The following is a 16275-nucleotide window of genomic DNA, read 5'->3' as shown; positions in this document are numbered from 1 at the left end:
AGCAGCATCCAAGCGGCGCACAGATCGGCCGCCGGGTCGCCCGCGCACAGCTCACCGAAGTCGATGACACCTGTCAAGACACCCTCAGCCCCAACCGCATTCGCCGGATGCAAGTCACCGTGAATCCACACAGGACCACGCTTCCATGAATCTGCAGCAAGCGCGTCGGCCCAGATCTCGCGCATCGCCGCGGCGTTCCCCGCCGTCGACCAAGCCTCGATCCCCCGCTCCACATCAGCCGCATGATCGGGCAGCGGCAGGCTCCGGTGCGGGTTGATCGGCGCGTCCGCGGGCGCCTCCTCGTGCAGGGCCGCAAGGAAACCCGCCAGCGCCGCCGCCGATTCGGGCCCGCGTTCGAGCGGCCTGCGGTCGATCGGTTCGCCTGCGACCCAAGTGGTCACGAGCCAGGTCGCGGGGAACGCCGCAGTCGGCGCACCGAACCTGACCGGTGCAGATACAGGAAGCGGCAGCCGCGCCGCGATGTCCGGCAGCCACCGGTACTCCTGGTCGAGCAGGTCCGGCCCGCGCGGTGTGCGCGGGATGCGGACGGCCAGGTCGTCGCCGAGCCGCCACATCTTGTTGTCCCAACCACCCTCGACCTCCCGAAGAGGCAGCCCAGCCAGATCGGGATGCCGCTCGCGCAGCATCGCCCGCACGAAGGCTTCGTCAATCTCGATGTCGCTCAACTGCAAGTCGGTCATCCAGGCAACCTACACGCGGGAGGTAAACCCCCTGCAAAGCGCGCTGTCATGCGCCGCCGTAGCCGCGACAGCGGCGTGACAGGCCCGTGTCAGTTCGCGGGGCGAAGCTCTACGACATGCAGAACACGCAGTCGCTCACCGCCAATGCGGAAGCCCCCCAGACCAAGGGATTCGTCGCGAAGCTCCTCGCCGACCGGCACTCGATCCCGCTGTCCATCGCCCTCCACCTCGTCCCCGGCGCGCTCATCGTCGCCGCCTACGCCTGGATCGGCGCCCCGATCAGCCACGCCGTCGGCGCGCCGATCTTCGCCGCCTGGGCCATCGCGCTCATGATCGTGCTGTTCCCGCTGCTCTTCGGCCTGTTCTGGCTGGGCAAGAAGCAGACCGGCCGCTACACGCTGCGCGGCGGCGTGGTCCACTACCGCGACAAGCCGTTCTCGCGGGGCAAGATCACGCTGATCGGCATCGGCTTCCTGCTGTACATGGCGATCGTGTCGCTCTCCCTTGCGCCGCTTGACGCTTGGACGTACGACACCTTCTTCACCTGGGTGACGTTCGAGGGCTCCGGCAGCTCGGGCACGACCTACCTGGACGCGTACAGCAACGAAACCATCCTCACCACGATGCTGATCTTCGGCCCGTTCACCGGTTTCATCCTGCCGCTCATCGAGGAGTACTACTTCCGCGGCTTCCTGCTCCCGCGCCTCCCGCAGCTCGGCTGCTGGGCCCCGCTGTTCAACACGACCCTGTTCTCGATCTACCACTTCTGGGCGATCTGGACGGTCCCGTCGAAGATCATCTTCCTGCTCCCGGGCGTCTGGTTCGTCTGGGGCAAGCACGACATCCGCGCCTCCATCTGGATGCACCCGGGTTCGGCGCTCCTGATGACCGTGGTCGGCACGACCGCCTACTTCTTCGGCCTCATGTAAGACCAACCCGAAAAGGGCCCCTCGCATCGAGCGAGGGGCCCTTCGCCGTTTCAGTAGCCGACGGTGAAGCGGCGCTTGACATGCCGTGCGGTCTCGGCCTCGTCGACGACCGCCATGGCGAGGTCTTCGAGGCTGATGTCGCTGGTGCCGTCGGCGCGCACCAGGAGCTGGTCGCCGCCGATCCGGAACCGGCCGGTCCGCTCGCCGGGTTCGATGCGCCCGGCGGACGGGCTGAGGTACGTCCAGTTCCGGTTGGATGTGCGGTACCGGTTCAGTGCCTCGACTCCGGCCCTGACGGGGTTGACGTACTCGACAGGAACGCCGAGCGCCTTCGGCAGGTTCTCCGCGAAGCCCTCGGCCTCGACGACCGTGACGCCCGGCGCGACTTCGAGGCTCCCGGCCCCGCCCATGACGATGACCCTGAGGTCCGGGCGCGAGGTGAGCGCTTCGATCATCGCGCTTGCGGCCCTGGGGAACACGTCGGCGTTGGCGATGGTCTCGGGGACGTCCCGCCCGGCGTTGATCGCGCTCACGACGACGTCGAGCCCGTCGATGGCCGAGGCGATGCTCGCGGGGTCGAGCGCGTCGGCGACCTGCCAGGTCACGCTGTCCGCAGTCGGGCCGAACCGGGCCGGGTCGCGGGTGAACGCGGTGATCTGGTGGCCGCGTGCGACGGCTTCGACGACGATCTGGCCGCCGATGGCGCCGGTGGCGCCGAATACTCCGATGCGCATGAAGGATCCTCCTCGACTCAACAGCGCACAAACATTGAACGCCGTGTAGTTTTCATACGGAGCATAGTTTCTACATGGGGTACACTGTCAACGTGACGAACACGACTCCGACTCGGCGCCAACAACTTCGGCTCGACACGACCGCCGAGATCAAGCGGGTCGCGCTGGAACTCCTCGCCGAGGGCGGGCCGGACGCGATCTCGCTGCGCGCCATCGCCCGCGAAATGCGCATGACCGCCGGGGCGCTGTACAGCTACTACGCCACCCGCGACGAGCTGATCACCGCGTTGACCGCCGACATGTACACCTCGTTGGTGGACAAGGCGGAAGCGGCACGCGACGCACACCCCGCCGACGAGCCGGGCGCCCGCCTGCGCGCCTGGGGGGAGGCGTTCCGGGCATGGGCCGTCGCCGACCCCGCCGGATTCAAGCTCGTCTACGGCGACCCCGTGCGCGGCTACAAGGTGCCCGAGGGCGGCGCCGCCCCCGAGGCCGCTTCGCGCGCCTGCGCCGGGCTCACCGGCCTCGTCGCCGCGGCCTGGCCCGTGAAAAGCCAAGGCCCCGAAGACGAATACACCTGGGACGACTTCGATCCGGGCCTCGCCGACCTCGTCAGGACGAAGTTCCCGGAGCTCCCGCCCGCCGCCGTGGCGCTCGCACTGCGCGTCTGGGGCAGGATGCACGGCCTCGTCGCGCTGGAGGTCTACGGACACCTGCGCGCGCAGACGAAGGATCCGGCCCGGCTCTACCGGGCCGAACTGCGCGACCTCGCCCGCTCGCTCGGACTCGAGGACTAACGAGGCCCCGCCAGCCGGAGGCCGCGACCTCAGCGCGGCAGTTCGGTCCAATACCGGTGCAGGCGTTCGGCCAGTTCGCGCGGCCGGGCGAGGGCGATCATGTGGCCGCCGTCGATCTCGTCGGGGACGAAGCCGAGCCGGTCGTTCACCATGGCGCGCACGAACACCGGCGGGAAGAACCGGTCGTCGCGGCAGAGCAGGAACCGGGTCGGGACGTCCGGCCAGGCCTTGAGCGGTGACGGTTCGCCGTCGCGCTCGCCCGTCTGCGCACGGCCGCGCGCGGTGCACTCCTCGGCCAGCGCAGCAGGCACGCCGTTGTAGAACTGGTCCTCTTCGGACTCTGACGCCTCGAGGTCACTGAAGCCGCTCGCAGCCCACCAGTCATTCGGCGCCTCCCCGGGCAGGGGCACCATCGCGGTCACGAACACCAGCAGTTCGGCGTCGATGCGGGAGGCCACGATCGGGGCGACGAGCCCGCCCCACGAGTGCGCGACCACGACGAGGTTCGGGCGGCCGGCGCAGGCTTCGACGACGGCGTCGGCGTACTCCCCGACGCCGTTCGCCGGGTCCTCGATGGGCAGGTCGACGGCGACGACCTCGTGCCCGAGTCCCTTCAGGACCGGGGCGACGAGGTGCCAGTCCCAACTGGTGCTGCCTCCGCCGTGAATGAGGACGAAGGTCGCGGTGCTGCTGTCAGCCATGGTCGGGCTCCTCTGGTCGCTTCCGTTGGGGGCGTTCGGTACTCACAACGATGACGACGGCGGCGATGACGATCGCGCCACCGACGATGATCGGCACGGTCACCGCCTCGGACAGGATCAGCCAGCCGAGGAACACGGCCACCAGCGGGTTCACGTACGCATAGGTGGCGACGAGCGAGATGTTCGCCGCCTGAAGGAGCCAAACATACGCTGAGAACGCAACCACCGAGCCGAACACGACGAGGTAGGCCCAGGCGGCCCAGGACCGTGCCGAGTACGCGGCCGGGTCGAACCGCTCGCCCGACGCGAGGCCGACCGCCAGCAGCACGACCCCGGCGACCGCCATCTCGTAGACGGCCGCCACGAACGCGTCCTTCGGCATCCGCAAGCGGGGCTGGAGCCAGGACCCGAATGCCCACGACGCGCTCGACAGCAGCACCAGCACGATGGTCCAGAACGGGAACTCGCCGCCCACGCCGTTCGCGATCAGCAGCGCGGCGAGCCCCGCGAAGCCCATCGTCACGCCCGCGACCGTGGCCTTCTTGGGCCGCTCGCCGGAGAGCAGCCGGTAGAGCAGGACCCACAGCGGCACCGCCGCGATCAGCAGTGCGACCAGACCCGAAGGGGCGCCGCCGCTTTCGGCGATCGTCACCAGGCCTTGGCCGAGGACGGGCAGCAGCAGGCCGATCAGCGCGCACGAGAGCAGTTCGGCCCGGGTCAGCGCGAGCCGCGAGAAGCCGCCGCGGGCCATGAGGATCACCGCGAGGATGATTGCGGCGCATGCGAACCGGCCTCCGGCCGCGATCATGGGCGGGATGTCTTCGACCATGATCCGGATGCCGAGGTAGGTCGAGCCCCACACGACGTAGACGATGGCCAGCGCGGCCAGGACCAGAATGGGGCGGGCCGACTGCTGTCGCCCGGTGTCCGGTTCGGCTGTTGTTGCTGTCATGCCCACACGCTATGCGGCAACGGCCGCGATGCAAAGCGAAAAGTTCCGGGCCGGGCGTCGGCTCTGCCCGGCCCTCGGTCACCTGGTGCCTTCGGCGCCTTTCGCGACCAGTTCCAGGAGGTGGGCGTGAATCTGGGTGAACCTGGCCCGCACCGCTTCCGCGGCCGCTGCGATGACGGCCTCGCGGGGGTCGCGAGAGGGTTCGAGCATGACGTGGAAGGCGTCGGCGAGCGCGGCCTCCACCTCGTCGGCGTCGTGGGTCCGGGGGTCTGAGGGCCTCCCCATGATCGTGCTGAAGCCGACCAGCAGTGCGGACGTGGCCTGGATCTGCCTCGCCGTCGGGAGGTCGTCACGGATGACGTCGTGCTCGCGGAGGATCGCAATGACTTCCCCGCACATCGCGCTCGGGGAGGACTCGGCGAACCGCTCCCGGTCGGCGTCGCGCTGGAGGACCTGCCACAGGGCGTCCTCGTCGCTGCGGAGCCTGCGCAGCCATGGATTGTCCATCGTGGACTTGATGAGGAGCGGGGCGAGGCGGCGAGGCAGGACCACGCCCGGGTCGCGGGCGATCTGGTCGATCACCTCCTCGATCCAGGCGAGGATCTCGCGGGCGAGGAGCCCGACGATCAGGTCCTCCTTGGTCGCCCAGTACAGGTAGACCGTGCCCTTGCCGACGCCCGCGGCGGCGGCGATCTCACTGATCGTCACCTTGCGGGCCCCGTGGGCGCGCACGAGGTCGCGGGCGCTGTCGAGGATTCTGGCCGCCTTGGCGGAGTCGTGTTCGATCAGCCGGCTCACCGTCGCGGCCCCTTCCGTCGGTTCGTTCGGGACCATGATGGCACGCGCGCCCGGGACGGCGGGCCGGCTGATCGTGCTGCTCGCGGATCGGGTCACGCCGACGCGATGTCGAGGGTCTTCATGCGGGCGGCTTCACTGCGGTGCTGGCGCCTCGACAGGACGCTGCGGCCGAGCCTGGTCCCGGCGATTCGGTTGAAGACCCTTCGCATCCGCATCTCCTCAGCGTCGGCCGGGACGAACAGCGCGCGCATGGCCATGCCCGTGTCCTGGTGGAACTCGACGAACGGGCGCAGCTTCGCCTCCCACGCCCGCAGCGCTCCGGTCAGGTCGCCGGGGTGGCGCTCGATCATGGTGCCGAGGAGGTCGGCACCGGCCATGCCGGTCGAGGCGCCCATGCCCGAGTAAAGGGTCAGGCACCAGGCGGCGTCGCCGGCGAGGACCACGCGGCCCTGGTGCCAGTGGTCGAGGCGCACCTGCTCGGCGGTGTCGAAGAGGTGGTCGGGGGCCTGCTCGAACTGGTCGAGGAGCCAACCGAGGACCGGACCGCTCGGCTCGGGGCCGAAGGCGGAGCGCAGGCGCTCGATCGCGGGGCGGTCGAACTCGGCGTCGGCGTTCTCGGTTCGGTAGTTGAACAGGACGGTCGGGGGCCGGTCGGCGAAGGGGAACACCCAGGCCGAGCGAGCCGCCTCGGCGAGGACGACACCGTCCCGGGGGCGGAAGCCGGGGACCGCGCTGGGGAGGCTGCACGCGGCGAGCATGTAGCCGAGCCGGTGAAGGCGGCCCTCGTCCGGCCCGAACGCGAGGCGGCGCACGGTGGAGCGGAGCCCGTCGGCGCCGACGACGAGGTCGAACCGCTCAGTGGCGGTGGTCCCGGCAGCCCGGTCCTCGATGTCGACTTCGACGCCGTTCCCGTCCTGACGGATGGCGGCCGGGGCCGACGCGTACCGGATCTCAACGTCGGCGGGGAGTGCCGCGAACGCGGCGTCCTCGATGTCGCCGCGCACGACGAGGCGGGTGCGGCCGGGGACGGCATCGGCGAAGTTCAAGGCGCGCTTGCGGTGTCCGGCACGGTCGACGCTGTAGTTGGCGAGGTCGTCCGAGACGCGGTCGGGCAGTTCGATACCGAGGCGGCCGGCGGCGGCGAGCCCGGTGCCGAAGAGGCCGATGAAGTAGCCGCCGGTGCGGCGTTCGGGGGACTTCTCCAGGACGACGACGTCCCATCCTGCTTGGTGGAGGCGCAAGGCCGAGGCGATGCCGCTGACTCCGAGTCCGACTACGAGTGCCCGCTGCTGCGAGGAGGTGGTGATGTTCATGCCTTCGAAGCTAGACCGACTGACCAGAATCGTCAACTGGTCAGTTTCGGAATGTGGCGCACGCCATGACACCCGGGTTCTTCTTCCCCCCAATGGTTCTCGGGCTTTGGCCGCGCGGAGGGGTCGTGGAGAGGGCGCGGCCGAGGCAGCCGCGACTCGCAAAAACGCCCCCGGCTCCGGGACGGGAGCCGAGGGCGACGCGTTTGCGGCGGCCGGGGTTTGCTAGTCGCGGTCAGCGACGCGCAGCAGGCCGGTGAAGTCCGAGGCCGACAGGTCGAAGACCGGGGATTCGTGGCCCAGCTTGGAGTCTCGAACCTGGAAGCCAGCGGCCGTGTTCCGAGCCTCGACACAGTCAGCATCAGCTGTGTTACTGCTTCGGGTGCTCTTCCTCCAGGTCTGACGGCACTCAACGCAGTTGGGCTGACCCGAGTCGCTGCTTCGGGTGCTCTTCCGCCAGTTGGTGTACTCCACCATCGAGGAACCTTCCAATACCTTGCGAGTTCGATCGCAGGAACCTGCGGGCTTGATCATACAAGGCGAGCTTGTTCTCATCGACCACGTGGCGGCTCTGGTCCAAGTTGTCGACGTACACGAAGCTCGGCCCCGCGAAGGAATCCTGGTCCGATTCGAACGCCTCGAAGGCGTAGTTCGCGAAGTGCGGCGGTCGCACCACCCTCACCTCGCACCCAGGCAGAGAATCCACCCACTTAAGTCGTGCGAGCTGCGCAGACTTCTCCTCGTCTGTAAGCATGTCGAGGTCCGCGATCGCGCCTGAAGGGATGTAAAACTCCGCTCGCGGAGGATTCTTGCCACTGAAGCGCGCAAAGAACCGACGAGCCCTACGTTCCTTCACCTTCCACCATTTCACCTTGTCCGCTGGGGCATCCAACGGGCCAGCTAGCAGTTTCATGTGGTACGGCTCGACCTGAAGCAGCGCTGAAATCAGCAATGGGTTCCACTTGACATGGACCGGGTAGGTTCGCTCGCCGCTCTCCACGATGTAGAGATTGCGCTCGTCGAGATCCGATATCAGCTCCGAGTTCTTGAGGAGCTGATCGCTGACATGCAGGATGAATCGTTTGCGGTCCGGTTCGACCTCCGCCTGGTCGCATAGAAGCGACAGGTTGCCCTTGTCGGGGATGCGGCTTCCGTCGAGCCAAGCGCGGATCGTGGTGGAGCTCTTGCTCATCACCCTTGCGAACTTGTTCGGGGTCCATCCGGCGTCCTGCGAAATCGTGTTGACCTCGGCGGTCAAGTAGGCCCGAGCGAACTTCTGGTACAAGACCGTGCCTGCCATCCGGTGCTCCCTGCGCTGCGCGAATAACGGTTTGTAGCGATGATCGCACAAGCGTCCCCATCCGCATTCATCACGACTCGAACCAGTTTCGATGCACCGTAATGGAGCCTCCGCAACGGTGCACCGAAACGGGATACCCATCATGGAACTCCGTTTCGGAGCGTCGAAACACTATGGGAGACATAGCTCTTGAACAGGCAAAACGTCACTTAGAGTGGCCTTATCGCGGGTCACCTCCCGGCTCGCGAGCGGTGGGAATGCCGGGGAGGCACTGCCTCGCAGAGGTTCTGGTGGGCCTTGCGAAGCCTCCCCGGCGTCACCACTGTCGGCAATCTGACACTCTCTCCATTGGAGGTCGCGATGCGAAACCGATCCTCGAAACCGAAACCCGAAAGCGCTCAACCCGTCTCGGATCCATTGGTTCGAGGCCAGTTCAGCGACGGTCGCCGAATCTTCGTCGTCCGCGCCTCCAGTGCCGAAGCGCCGGACTCGTTCCAGGTGCACGCCAAGGCGAACCAGTCCGATGTCATCCTCGTCGTCTCCGGCCTCAACTCCGGGAACCTCCACGCCACTTGGAACGAGGAGTGGCGCTCGACCTCGCCCGAGTGGCGCGAGTGGGCGAGGAACAAAGCGTTCAAGGCCTTCCGCACCAACCGATCAGCCGATACGGCCCAGCGCGGAAAGATCCGGTTCTGCCGTGGCTGACACGACCTTCGCCGAACCGCCCGAAGACAACCCGCCCGAGCCCGAGGGGGAACACTGCCTCGGGAAGTTCCGGCGACACCCGGCCGAGTTCTCCGTCATCTTCGTCTCGACGCCGCTCGGCACGCCCAACGTCTACCGGGTCGACTGCGACGACGGCGTCGGTCCGCACGAAGTCTGCCGCTTCGGCGACGACCCCGCCGAGCCAGTGATCTGGCGGGGCGCATGGCAGGGCGACCCCTGGTGCGCATGGATTCTCAAAAACGCCCGCGAGTTGGTCGCCAAACCGAGTCTCTTCGACTTCTAGACTTGACCCCGAGGCCGGTCGAACAAGGTGGAGTTCGACCGGCCTCACTCTGCCTCACTCTGCCTCAGTCACCCAATGCGACAGAGCTGCTTTCGATCTGGATGCGCCGAGAATCGGCGAGCACCCCGCGGCCCCTGATCATTCAGTGGTGCGGGTGCGCTTGCGGTGGGCGCGGACCTTTGCGATGCTGCCGCAGGATCGTCCGTCGGGGCCGCCTGCGGTCATCAGGCACCAACGTTTGCTGGCGTTGCGACTGTGGTCGTAGAACACCCAGCGGCAGTCCGGGCAGGCTTTGAGCCTGCGCCAACGGCCGGCCGCGATCGCCTCCAACGCGGCCGAAACGAGATCCGCGCCAAGACCCCCCGAGTGCTTGAACGCGATCGTGTCGTCCACGACCTGCGGAAGAATCGCCAAGCGTTTGATCCAGTCGTTGAGCACCGCCGAGGTGTCGGCCGAGCGCTCCACCGCTGCACGGAGATCCGCGCGCAGGGCCAGGAGTTCATGACGCCTGGACTTCGACAGCCCGGCCTGGTCCGCGTACTCCTCGAAGCGGTCTTCGGCCCGGCGCGTGTCGTTGGGGATGCGCCAGGTATTGAGCAGAGTGCGTACCGCCTCAAGCGAACCCGGCGCTTCCTGTTCAGTCCCGGTGTTAACCACTGAACCAGCATACCGGTGTACACCCTGCGACCAAGATGTTAACCTATAAATCCGATAGGTGGTTATCAACAAGCAGGCGCGACGAGGAACGGGGTTGTCATGAAGCGGCAGATCATGTGGACCGCCCAGCAGTGGCCCGGCTGCGAGCACCTGGAGCTGTGCATCGATGACGATGGCATCGTCGCCGACGGACTCGTCCTGGCCGCTCCCGACAACACGCCCGTCCGGCTCGCCTATCGCATCGAATGCGACACCGCCTGGAACACCCGGTCGGTCACCATCGATTTCCACCATGTTCGTCGCAACCTCGCTCGCGACATGGACGGCCGCTGGTTTGACAACGGCCAGGAACGGCCCGACCTGGCCGGGTGCACCGATATCGACATCGCCTTGACACCGTTCACCAACACCCTCCCGATCCGTCGCCTCCGCCTCACCCCCGGAGCCGCGGCCGACCTGCGGGTCGTCTACATCCAGCCCGAATCCGAGCTGACGATCGAACCCGCCTCGCAGCGCTATCACCGCCTCGGAACCGGTTATCGGTACGAGTCCGGCGACTTCCGCGCCGACCTGGACATTGACGCCGACGGTCTCGTCATCGAGTACCCCGCCCTCTGGACCATGGTGCCGTCGATCGCGCAATAGCCCAGGCGGTCAGGTCCTTCATCGCGCCGTCTCCGAAGGATCGTGACGGGGTATGGGACTTTGCCACTTCGTTGCAAGTCACGGAAGCCGGTCGGGAGTACCGGGGACGACTGTATGGCTGCAGCGGGCGAGGCGGTGGAGGATGACGCGAGTGCCTTGGACCATGCCGAACTACTTGATCGCTTCGTAACCGTAGGCGCCAGCTCATGAGGTCTGGGATGAAGGGTGGGCGTGCAGCGTGTTCCTTCTGGTGCACATGGGATCGACTGCCCACCTCGAGAACCCAAACGGGGACAGCGTTCACCTACTCTGGATCTGAACCCAACGGACAGAGGCGAGATGATGCCTGAAGCGCTGAGGAAACAGAATTCACCCGAGGTTCCACAGTCAAGAACCAACCCCTTGCGTTCGTGGTGGCGAAGACGGTCTGAAGCCATGCGAACCACCATCGTCTCGGGATTCATCGCGATTTTCGTAGCCACGGGGAGCCTTGCCGCGCCGCCTCTCCTCAAAGCGCTCACAAATGACCCGTCCCCCGATGTGAGGCTGGCAAGTGTGGTGGTGCATGAGCCCGGCGGCGAGGTGCTGTCCATGGAATTCACGATCCATAACACCGGCAGCAGTCGCGGAATTGTCGAGGAAGCGATCTTCACCGTGGAAGACCACATGACCGTCCTCCCATGTGTCGGCGGCGGCATCGTTGAACTCTCGGCGGAATACGACCTGCTTCTTCCTTCGAATGCCGAGCGAGGCGATCAGTTCACTGTGCCCGTCAGCCAACAGGTCGGTCCCGACGAAGCCGACCGCTTCGCTGTCAACGCCCGCTTGGACGAGGCCTCCATGGGCTTTGAGGAGTTGTACCGCCTGGATGTCGAGCTTGTCGTTGACGGTCGAGCAGAAGATGTGGACGTCGGGCCGGTCATCGTCGTTCTGCCGCATTCGCCCGCGGACGACCAGTTGTCGTACTGGGGTGGTGAGCACACCCAGTTCAACCGGGACTGGATCGAGGCACAGGGAGACGAAGGCACCGACGAATGCATCGACGACAACACGCAGAACCTGCATGACTTCCTGAATACTCCTGGAGAGCGTCCTCCTTCTCTTGAACGGCTTTTCGACGATCTCGATCTCGATGCCATCTGAAGCCGCCCCCTCACGACGGTCGCTGATGCGCCTGCCCCGGGACGACACTGCGGTCATCGCTCCATCACGTGCGATGGTGCTCGCCCGGAGGCGTCTCTTGCCGTGCGTTTCGTGGCGCTGCCGGGCCAGGTCCTCTATTGCCTGGTCTGGCGTTGCCGCTCATGCTGGCGGTCTTACCAGTGTGTGCCTCGTTCAGAGCACTGCCACGGTCGAGGTGATCCCGACCAACGATCTCCCACCCAGCACGCCCCCTGTTCGGGGCCGTGGTCCGCTGTGGAACCCGATAGCACGAAGAGACTGAGCTGACGAGGCTCGGGAAAAATCATCCGGTTTGGGTTTCGGCCAGAGGCTTGGCGTAGTCTGCTTGCACCTAATCGCCACCTGTACGTTTTCCGTATCCCTGTGCGTACATCAATCATCCCTCACACCACCCCACACCGTCATCACCCACAGGGGTACAAGACCCTCACATTCGCCCCAACCCCACTGCACCCCAACGAAATAGGGGCGCCGACCCGACTCGAACCCGCGCCCCGCCAACCGACCCCGCCCCCAACCCACCTCTCCGTCGCTGACGCCTTTCGGGCTAACCGGACCCCCGAACAGCCCGCAGGACACCGACCATCCGCCGGAAACGCATTCCTCTAGGGTTCGGGCATGACCGCACAGGACTACCTCTCCGAGCTGTTCTCGTTGGAAGGCCGCGTCGCCGTCGTCACCGGCGGCAGTTCCGGCATCGGCAAAGCCATCGCGGGCGCGTTGGCGCACGCGGGCGCGCGGGTCGTGATCGTCGCCCGAGGCGAGCAGGCGCTCTCCGCGACCGTCGAGGAACTCGCCGGACAGGGCCGTGAAACTGCTTGGGTGAGTGCGGATCTGACCACCCGCGAGCACGTGAGGGCCGCGGCCGAACAGGCGGTCAGGATCTTCGGGGAGCCCGACATCCTCGTCAACTCCGCCGGGATCAACCTCCGCCCGCCCATGGGCGACATCGACGAAGCGGTCTGGGACCGGACCATGGCCGTGAACCTCGAAGCGCCGTTCCTCCTCGGCCAGCGCTTCGGGCCCGGCATGGCCGAACGCGGGTTCGGGCGGATCATCCACGTCACCTCCCAGCAGGCGCACCGCGCGTTCGTCCAGAGCGGCGCGTACGGGGTCTCCAAGGGCGCCTTGGAATCCCTCGCCCGGTCGCAGGCCGAGGCGTGGTCGCCGCACGGCGTCACCGCCAACACGCTCGTCCCGGGTTTCGTGATGACGCCGCTGAACCAGCGCCTCGCCTCGGACCCCGAGAAAGTCGCCGCCCTGGCGGCGCGAACGATGATCGGGCGCAACGGCCTGGCCGAGGACTTCGCCGGCGCGGCCGTGTTCTTGGCGAGCCGCGCGTCCGCCTACATCACCGGGCAGGCGATCTTCGTCGACGGCGGCCTGTCCGTCCATTAGGGCGTGACCGGCGCTCCCACGACCGCATGTCCACCGCGAATCACCGGGAGTAGTCTGTCGAAGCCAGCTAACGCCTTGCGGGCCTTGTGCTTCGAGAGGAACCCCCCATGAGCCGGACCACGTTCACCGCCAGTCTCGTCAATGCCATGCTCAAGCCGTCGACGGGCGGGCGCAAGCGCCCGCTCGAGACGTGGGCGAAGGCCGTCGCCCAGGTCGAGTCGTCGACCGGATGGTCGGCGGAGGGCGAAGAGCAGTTCGTCGCCGACCTCGGCTTCCACCTCGAGTGCCTCGCCGACGAGCCGCGCCTGACGCCGTTCGGGTGGCAGTCCGGGCTGCTCGACGCCAAGTCGCGCTTGGAGAACCGGCTGCGGATCCGGCAGCGCTTCCTGGAGCGTCCGGAGATTGCGGACGAGCGGATCGTCGCGCCGGTGTTCGTGGTGGGCCTGCCGCGCACGGCGACCACGTTGGCGCACAAGATCCTCGCGGCCTCGGACGCGCACCGCGGGCCGCTGCTGTGGGAGATGCTTCGTACCGATGTGCCGGTCCCCCAGGCGGAGTCGGAGAAGACGATCCGGATGATCGAGTCCGGGGCGCGGATGATGGTGCGGTTCGCGCCGTCGTGGGAGGTCATCCACCCGATCCGGGCGCGCGAGCCCGAGGAGTCGATGTTCGTCCTGCCGCACGGCACCTACCATCTGGCGCTGCGCGGGGCGCTGCCGAAGTACAAGGCGTGGCTGGGCGAGCGGGACTACGCGCCGGACTACGTGTACTTGAAGCGGGCGCTGCAGGTGCTGCAGTACGGGCGGGAGCCGAAGCGCTGGACGCTGAAGTACCCGGCGCACCTGAACGACATGGACGTGATCCGGCAGGTGTTCCCGGACGCGAAGTTCGTTTGGACGCACCGTGATCCGACCACGGTGATGGGTTCGGTGTGCTCGCTCATGGAGACGTCGTGGTCGCTGTACCAGCGCCGCCCGGATCTGGACGAGATCGGGCAGGTCGCGCTGGGCCTGCTGGTGGACTCCATCGAGCGGGGCCGGCAGTCGCGGATCACGCTGCCTTCGGATGCCATTGTGGACGTGCCCTACCACCGGTTGAACTCGGACCCGGTGAACGAGGTTCCGAAGCTGTACAAGGCGATCCACGCCGAGTGGACCGAGAAGGACGCCGGGAACCTGGAGCACGTGCTCGCGCGGCCGCAGCGGGACCGGCGGCACGAGTACTCGCTGTCGCGGTACGGCTTGACGATCCAGGGCGTGGAGGACGCGTTCGGCGACTACGTGCGCCTGTGCGGGACACTCAACACGCGCTGATTCGGGTTGTGGCCCAAGGGCAGACGGAACCTGATCCGTCCGCCCCTAGGCGCGGGCGTTAGAACCCGGTCTGGTTGCGGAAGTCGTCGATGGACCCCTGGGCGCCTTCGACGCCCTCCTGCGCTTGGCCTTGGGCGTTCTCGACGCCTTCCTGGACCTGGCCCTGCGCGTTCTCGTAGCCTTCCTGCGCTTGGCCCTGCAGGTCTTCGACGGCGCCGCCGGCCTGTTCGCCGAGCTGGTCGACCGGTGCGTCAGCGACGCCCCCGATCATCTCCTCGGCCTTGCCTTTGGCGTCTTCGACTGCCCCCGAGAACATGTCCTTCAGCTCGTTGAACTTGTCCGCAAAACCCATGTTGCATCCCCCTTGTTCACGTTGGCTCTCCAACTATAGGGGTTTGCACCGAAAAAGCTAAATATCGTGCGGCACGATGTGTCAGGGCCCGCTCCCTCGCGGCAGCGGGCCCTGATGTGAGGAGCGGGGGTCAGCCCATGACCTGCTGCCCGCCGAAGGTGACGACGAGCGAGCCGTCCTCGGCGAAGCTCCAGTCGAGCGCGCCGGCGTAGTCGGCGCAGCGGGAGCCGTTCGAGCCCTCCCAGAACTGGTTCGAGCCGTCGTCGCTGCCGACGATGCGGTCCTCGTCGCCGCTGTCGCAGGAGGTGTTGCCCGAGAACCGGTGCGTGCCTTCGTCGAAGTTGAAGTTGCGCTCGGCGTTGCCGATGCTCACGTTGTCCGACACGGTGATCGAGCCGGGGTTGGAGTTGTAGGTGAAGCCGTGCTTCCCGTTGTCGTAGGCGATGGAGCCGGTCACGACGTGGTCGACGCCGATGTCCTCGCCGCCGAGCTTGTAGCCGTTGCGGTCGCCCGCGCCGGCCTGCGAGCCGTCCGAGAGGGTGCCGTTCTCGTAGGCGAGGGAGTCCTCGATGGTCACCGCGCCGATGGGTCCGGTGTCGCCCTTGGTGTACAGGTCGTACCCGTCGTCGATGTTGTTGTGGGACACCGTGTACCGGAAGACGTTGCCGGGGCCGACGGTGAGCTTCGGGGCGAACCCGTCGGCGTCCTCGCCGTCGGAGTCGACGTTGTCGTGGGACTCGACGGAGACGATGAGGTTGTTCGCGGGCCACTCCGCTTCGGGGGCTCCAGCTGTGTACCGGGAGAGCTGGAGGCCGGAGTCGGCGTTGTGGCGGGTGACGACGCGCTCGATGACGTTGTTGCTGCCGCCCAGGAGGATGCCGTTGTCGCCGGCGTGCTCGACGACGATGCCCTGCACGTGCCACCAGTCGCCGCCGACGGCGAGGCCTCGGTTCGCGGAGTTCTCCTCCTGCGCCGAGAAGTTCATGACGGGGGTCTCGCCGGGGTAGGCGAAGAGCTGGGTGCGGTCGGCTTCGGTGCCGTCGTTGCCCGGCTCGATGGCAACCGTTTCCGATAGGTCGTAGATGCCGCCGCGCATGTAGATCGTGCCGCCCGGCTCGACCTTCGCGATCGCGGCCGCGACGGTGGTCGGGTCGGCCTCGGTGCCGGCCGCGCCGTCGCTGCCGTCGGGGGCGGCGTAGATCGCGCCGTCCTGCGCGGGTCCGCCGACCGGATCGGCGTTCGCGGTGGTCATGGCGACCATTGTGGTCGCCGCGGCCACCAGGCCGCTCACGCCGACCACGACGGCGGTCTTGGTCCGTGTCCTTGACATGTGGTCTCGCTCCTTCCCGGGCGTGGCCCGGATCGGTCCGTCGCGGGGCGCCCGTCCGGGCGCGGCCCGCGTTCGTCGTCGCGTCGCTACGCAGTGTTGAAATGCGAGAAAAACGCGATTTGTCCACCGAGCCTAGGCAAGGGGTTGCCACATGTCAATATGTCAAT

19 protein-coding genes are annotated in these 16275 nt (G+C 67.1%); 8 read left to right on the top strand and 11 right to left on the bottom strand.

Annotated features, from left to right (window positions below; translation table 11 throughout):
* Positions 1 to 701: phosphotransferase (locus tag O2L01_RS24875; RefSeq protein ID WP_270124759.1), on the bottom strand; the 701-nt coding region annotated here is incomplete at its 3' end.
* 116 nt (positions 702 to 817) lie between these two features.
* Here O2L01_RS24875 and O2L01_RS24870 point away from each other — a divergent pair.
* Positions 818 to 1630, top strand: coding sequence for a CPBP family glutamic-type intramembrane protease (locus tag O2L01_RS24870; RefSeq protein ID WP_270124758.1), 813 nt, complete (start codon positions 818 to 820; stop codon positions 1628 to 1630).
* Between the two features lie 50 nt (positions 1631 to 1680).
* Here the strand turns inward: O2L01_RS24870 and O2L01_RS24865 are convergent, their stop codons facing one another.
* Positions 1681 to 2364 (bottom strand): NAD(P)-dependent oxidoreductase, encoded by a 684-nt coding sequence (locus tag O2L01_RS24865; protein WP_270124757.1) that lies wholly within the window; start codon positions 2362 to 2364, stop codon positions 1681 to 1683.
* Between the two features lie 92 nt (positions 2365 to 2456).
* Between O2L01_RS24865 and O2L01_RS24860 the strand changes: the two genes are divergently transcribed.
* A complete protein-coding gene (locus O2L01_RS24860; protein ID WP_270124756.1) occupies positions 2457 to 3161 on the top strand; it encodes a TetR/AcrR family transcriptional regulator in 705 nt (234 codons plus the stop codon).
* A gap of 29 nt (positions 3162 to 3190) precedes the next feature.
* On the opposite strand, the gene O2L01_RS24855 is transcribed toward O2L01_RS24860, so the two are convergent.
* The 6 genes from O2L01_RS24855 to O2L01_RS24830 all read right to left on the bottom strand — a co-directional run bounded on the left by O2L01_RS24855 (position 3191) and on the right by O2L01_RS24830 (position 8222).
* Positions 3191 to 3862 (bottom strand): alpha/beta fold hydrolase, encoded by a 672-nt coding sequence (locus O2L01_RS24855; protein ID WP_270124755.1) that lies wholly within the window; start codon positions 3860 to 3862, stop codon positions 3191 to 3193.
* Entirely contained in the window at positions 3855 to 4814 is a 960-nt protein-coding gene (locus tag O2L01_RS24850; protein ID WP_270124753.1) for an EamA family transporter, read from the bottom strand. Before O2L01_RS24850 ends, O2L01_RS24855 begins: the two co-directional genes overlap by 8 nt.
* A 78-nt stretch (positions 4815 to 4892) precedes the next feature.
* Complete coding sequence (locus O2L01_RS24845; protein WP_270124752.1) at positions 4893 to 5612, bottom strand: TetR/AcrR family transcriptional regulator; 720 nt, start codon at positions 5610 to 5612, stop codon at positions 4893 to 4895.
* A gap of 92 nt (positions 5613 to 5704) precedes the next feature.
* Positions 5705 to 6925, bottom strand: a complete 1221-nt coding sequence (locus tag O2L01_RS24840; RefSeq protein ID WP_270124751.1) for an FAD-dependent monooxygenase — start codon at positions 6923 to 6925, stop codon at positions 5705 to 5707.
* Between the two features lie 222 nt (positions 6926 to 7147).
* Positions 7148 to 7399, bottom strand: a complete 252-nt coding sequence (locus tag O2L01_RS24835) for a DUF397 domain-containing protein (RefSeq protein WP_270124750.1) — start codon at positions 7397 to 7399, stop codon at positions 7148 to 7150.
* Entirely contained in the window at positions 7332 to 8222 is an 891-nt protein-coding gene (locus O2L01_RS24830) for a Scr1 family TA system antitoxin-like transcriptional regulator (RefSeq protein WP_270124749.1), read from the bottom strand. Before O2L01_RS24830 ends, O2L01_RS24835 begins: the two co-directional genes overlap by 68 nt.
* Positions 8223 to 8639: 417 nt before the next feature.
* Between O2L01_RS24830 and O2L01_RS24825 the strand changes: the two genes are divergently transcribed.
* Both O2L01_RS24825 and O2L01_RS24820 read left to right on the top strand, forming a co-directional pair.
* The gene (locus tag O2L01_RS24825; protein ID WP_270124747.1) at positions 8640 to 8927 is read left to right on the top strand and encodes a hypothetical protein; all 288 of its coding nucleotides are present in this window, start codon (positions 8640 to 8642) and stop codon (positions 8925 to 8927) included.
* On the top strand, positions 8920 to 9231 hold the full coding sequence (locus O2L01_RS24820; RefSeq protein ID WP_270124746.1) for a hypothetical protein: 312 nt from the start codon (positions 8920 to 8922) through the stop codon (positions 9229 to 9231). Before O2L01_RS24825 ends, O2L01_RS24820 begins: the two co-directional genes overlap by 8 nt.
* A gap of 138 nt (positions 9232 to 9369) precedes the next feature.
* Here the strand turns inward: O2L01_RS24820 and O2L01_RS24815 are convergent, their stop codons facing one another.
* Positions 9370 to 9888 (bottom strand): CGNR zinc finger domain-containing protein, encoded by a 519-nt coding sequence (locus O2L01_RS24815; RefSeq protein WP_270124745.1) that lies wholly within the window; start codon positions 9886 to 9888, stop codon positions 9370 to 9372.
* 99 nt (positions 9889 to 9987) lie between these two features.
* On the opposite strand from O2L01_RS24815, the gene O2L01_RS24810 reads away from it, so the two are divergent.
* The 4 genes from O2L01_RS24810 (at position 9988) to O2L01_RS24795 (ending at position 14426) form a co-directional block, all read left to right on the top strand.
* A complete protein-coding gene (locus tag O2L01_RS24810) occupies positions 9988 to 10533 on the top strand; it encodes a putative glycolipid-binding domain-containing protein (RefSeq protein ID WP_270124744.1) in 546 nt (181 codons plus the stop codon).
* A gap of 435 nt (positions 10534 to 10968) precedes the next feature.
* On the top strand, positions 10969 to 11676 hold the full coding sequence (locus tag O2L01_RS24805; protein WP_270124743.1) for a hypothetical protein: 708 nt from the start codon (positions 10969 to 10971) through the stop codon (positions 11674 to 11676).
* Positions 11677 to 12333: 657 nt separating this feature from the next.
* A complete protein-coding gene (locus tag O2L01_RS24800) occupies positions 12334 to 13113 on the top strand; it encodes an SDR family NAD(P)-dependent oxidoreductase (protein ID WP_270124742.1) in 780 nt (259 codons plus the stop codon).
* A gap of 107 nt (positions 13114 to 13220) precedes the next feature.
* Entirely contained in the window at positions 13221 to 14426 is a 1206-nt protein-coding gene (locus O2L01_RS24795; protein WP_270124741.1) for a sulfotransferase family protein, read from the top strand.
* 58 nt (positions 14427 to 14484) lie between these two features.
* Here the strand turns inward: O2L01_RS24795 and O2L01_RS24790 are convergent, their stop codons facing one another.
* Complete coding sequence (locus tag O2L01_RS24790) at positions 14485 to 14778, bottom strand: hypothetical protein (RefSeq protein WP_270124740.1); 294 nt, start codon at positions 14776 to 14778, stop codon at positions 14485 to 14487.
* Between the two features lie 130 nt (positions 14779 to 14908).
* Entirely contained in the window at positions 14909 to 16108 is a 1200-nt protein-coding gene (locus O2L01_RS24785) for a right-handed parallel beta-helix repeat-containing protein (protein WP_270124739.1), read from the bottom strand.
* Between the last annotated feature and the right edge of the window lie 167 nt (positions 16109 to 16275).

Source organism: Glycomyces lechevalierae (assembly GCF_027622945.1).
In the GTDB taxonomy this organism is placed as follows: Bacteria; Actinomycetota; Actinomycetes; order Mycobacteriales; family Micromonosporaceae; genus Glycomyces; species Glycomyces rutgersensis.
The sequence above is the reverse complement of the archived record's forward strand: the minus strand, read 5'-3'. Positions and strand labels throughout refer to the sequence as shown.

Coding starts and splice junctions, on each gene's coding strand:
- O2L01_RS24805 (WP_270124743.1), top strand. CDS start 10,969: ATGCGAACCACCATCGTCTCGGGATTCATCGCGATTTTCGTAGCCACG.
- O2L01_RS24790 (WP_270124740.1), bottom strand. CDS start 14,778: ATGGGTTTTGCGGACAAGTTCAACGAGCTGAAGGACATGTTCTCGGGG.
- O2L01_RS24840 (WP_270124751.1), bottom strand. CDS start 6,925: ATGAACATCACCACCTCCTCGCAGCAGCGGGCACTCGTAGTCGGACTC.
- O2L01_RS24865 (WP_270124757.1), bottom strand. CDS start 2,364: ATGCGCATCGGAGTATTCGGCGCCACCGGCGCCATCGGCGGCCAGATC.
- O2L01_RS24870 (WP_270124758.1), top strand. CDS start 818: ATGCAGAACACGCAGTCGCTCACCGCCAATGCGGAAGCCCCCCAGACC.
- O2L01_RS24835 (WP_270124750.1), bottom strand. CDS start 7,399: ATGGTGGAGTACACCAACTGGCGGAAGAGCACCCGAAGCAGCGACTCG.
- O2L01_RS24810 (WP_270124744.1), top strand. CDS start 9,988: ATGAAGCGGCAGATCATGTGGACCGCCCAGCAGTGGCCCGGCTGCGAG.
- O2L01_RS24795 (WP_270124741.1), top strand. CDS start 13,221: ATGAGCCGGACCACGTTCACCGCCAGTCTCGTCAATGCCATGCTCAAG.
- O2L01_RS24830 (WP_270124749.1), bottom strand. CDS start 8,222: ATGGCAGGCACGGTCTTGTACCAGAAGTTCGCTCGGGCCTACTTGACC.
- O2L01_RS24785 (WP_270124739.1), bottom strand. CDS start 16,108: ATGTCAAGGACACGGACCAAGACCGCCGTCGTGGTCGGCGTGAGCGGC.
- O2L01_RS24850 (WP_270124753.1), bottom strand. CDS start 4,814: ATGACAGCAACAACAGCCGAACCGGACACCGGGCGACAGCAGTCGGCC.
- O2L01_RS24855 (WP_270124755.1), bottom strand. CDS start 3,862: ATGGCTGACAGCAGCACCGCGACCTTCGTCCTCATTCACGGCGGAGGC.
- O2L01_RS24800 (WP_270124742.1), top strand. CDS start 12,334: ATGACCGCACAGGACTACCTCTCCGAGCTGTTCTCGTTGGAAGGCCGC.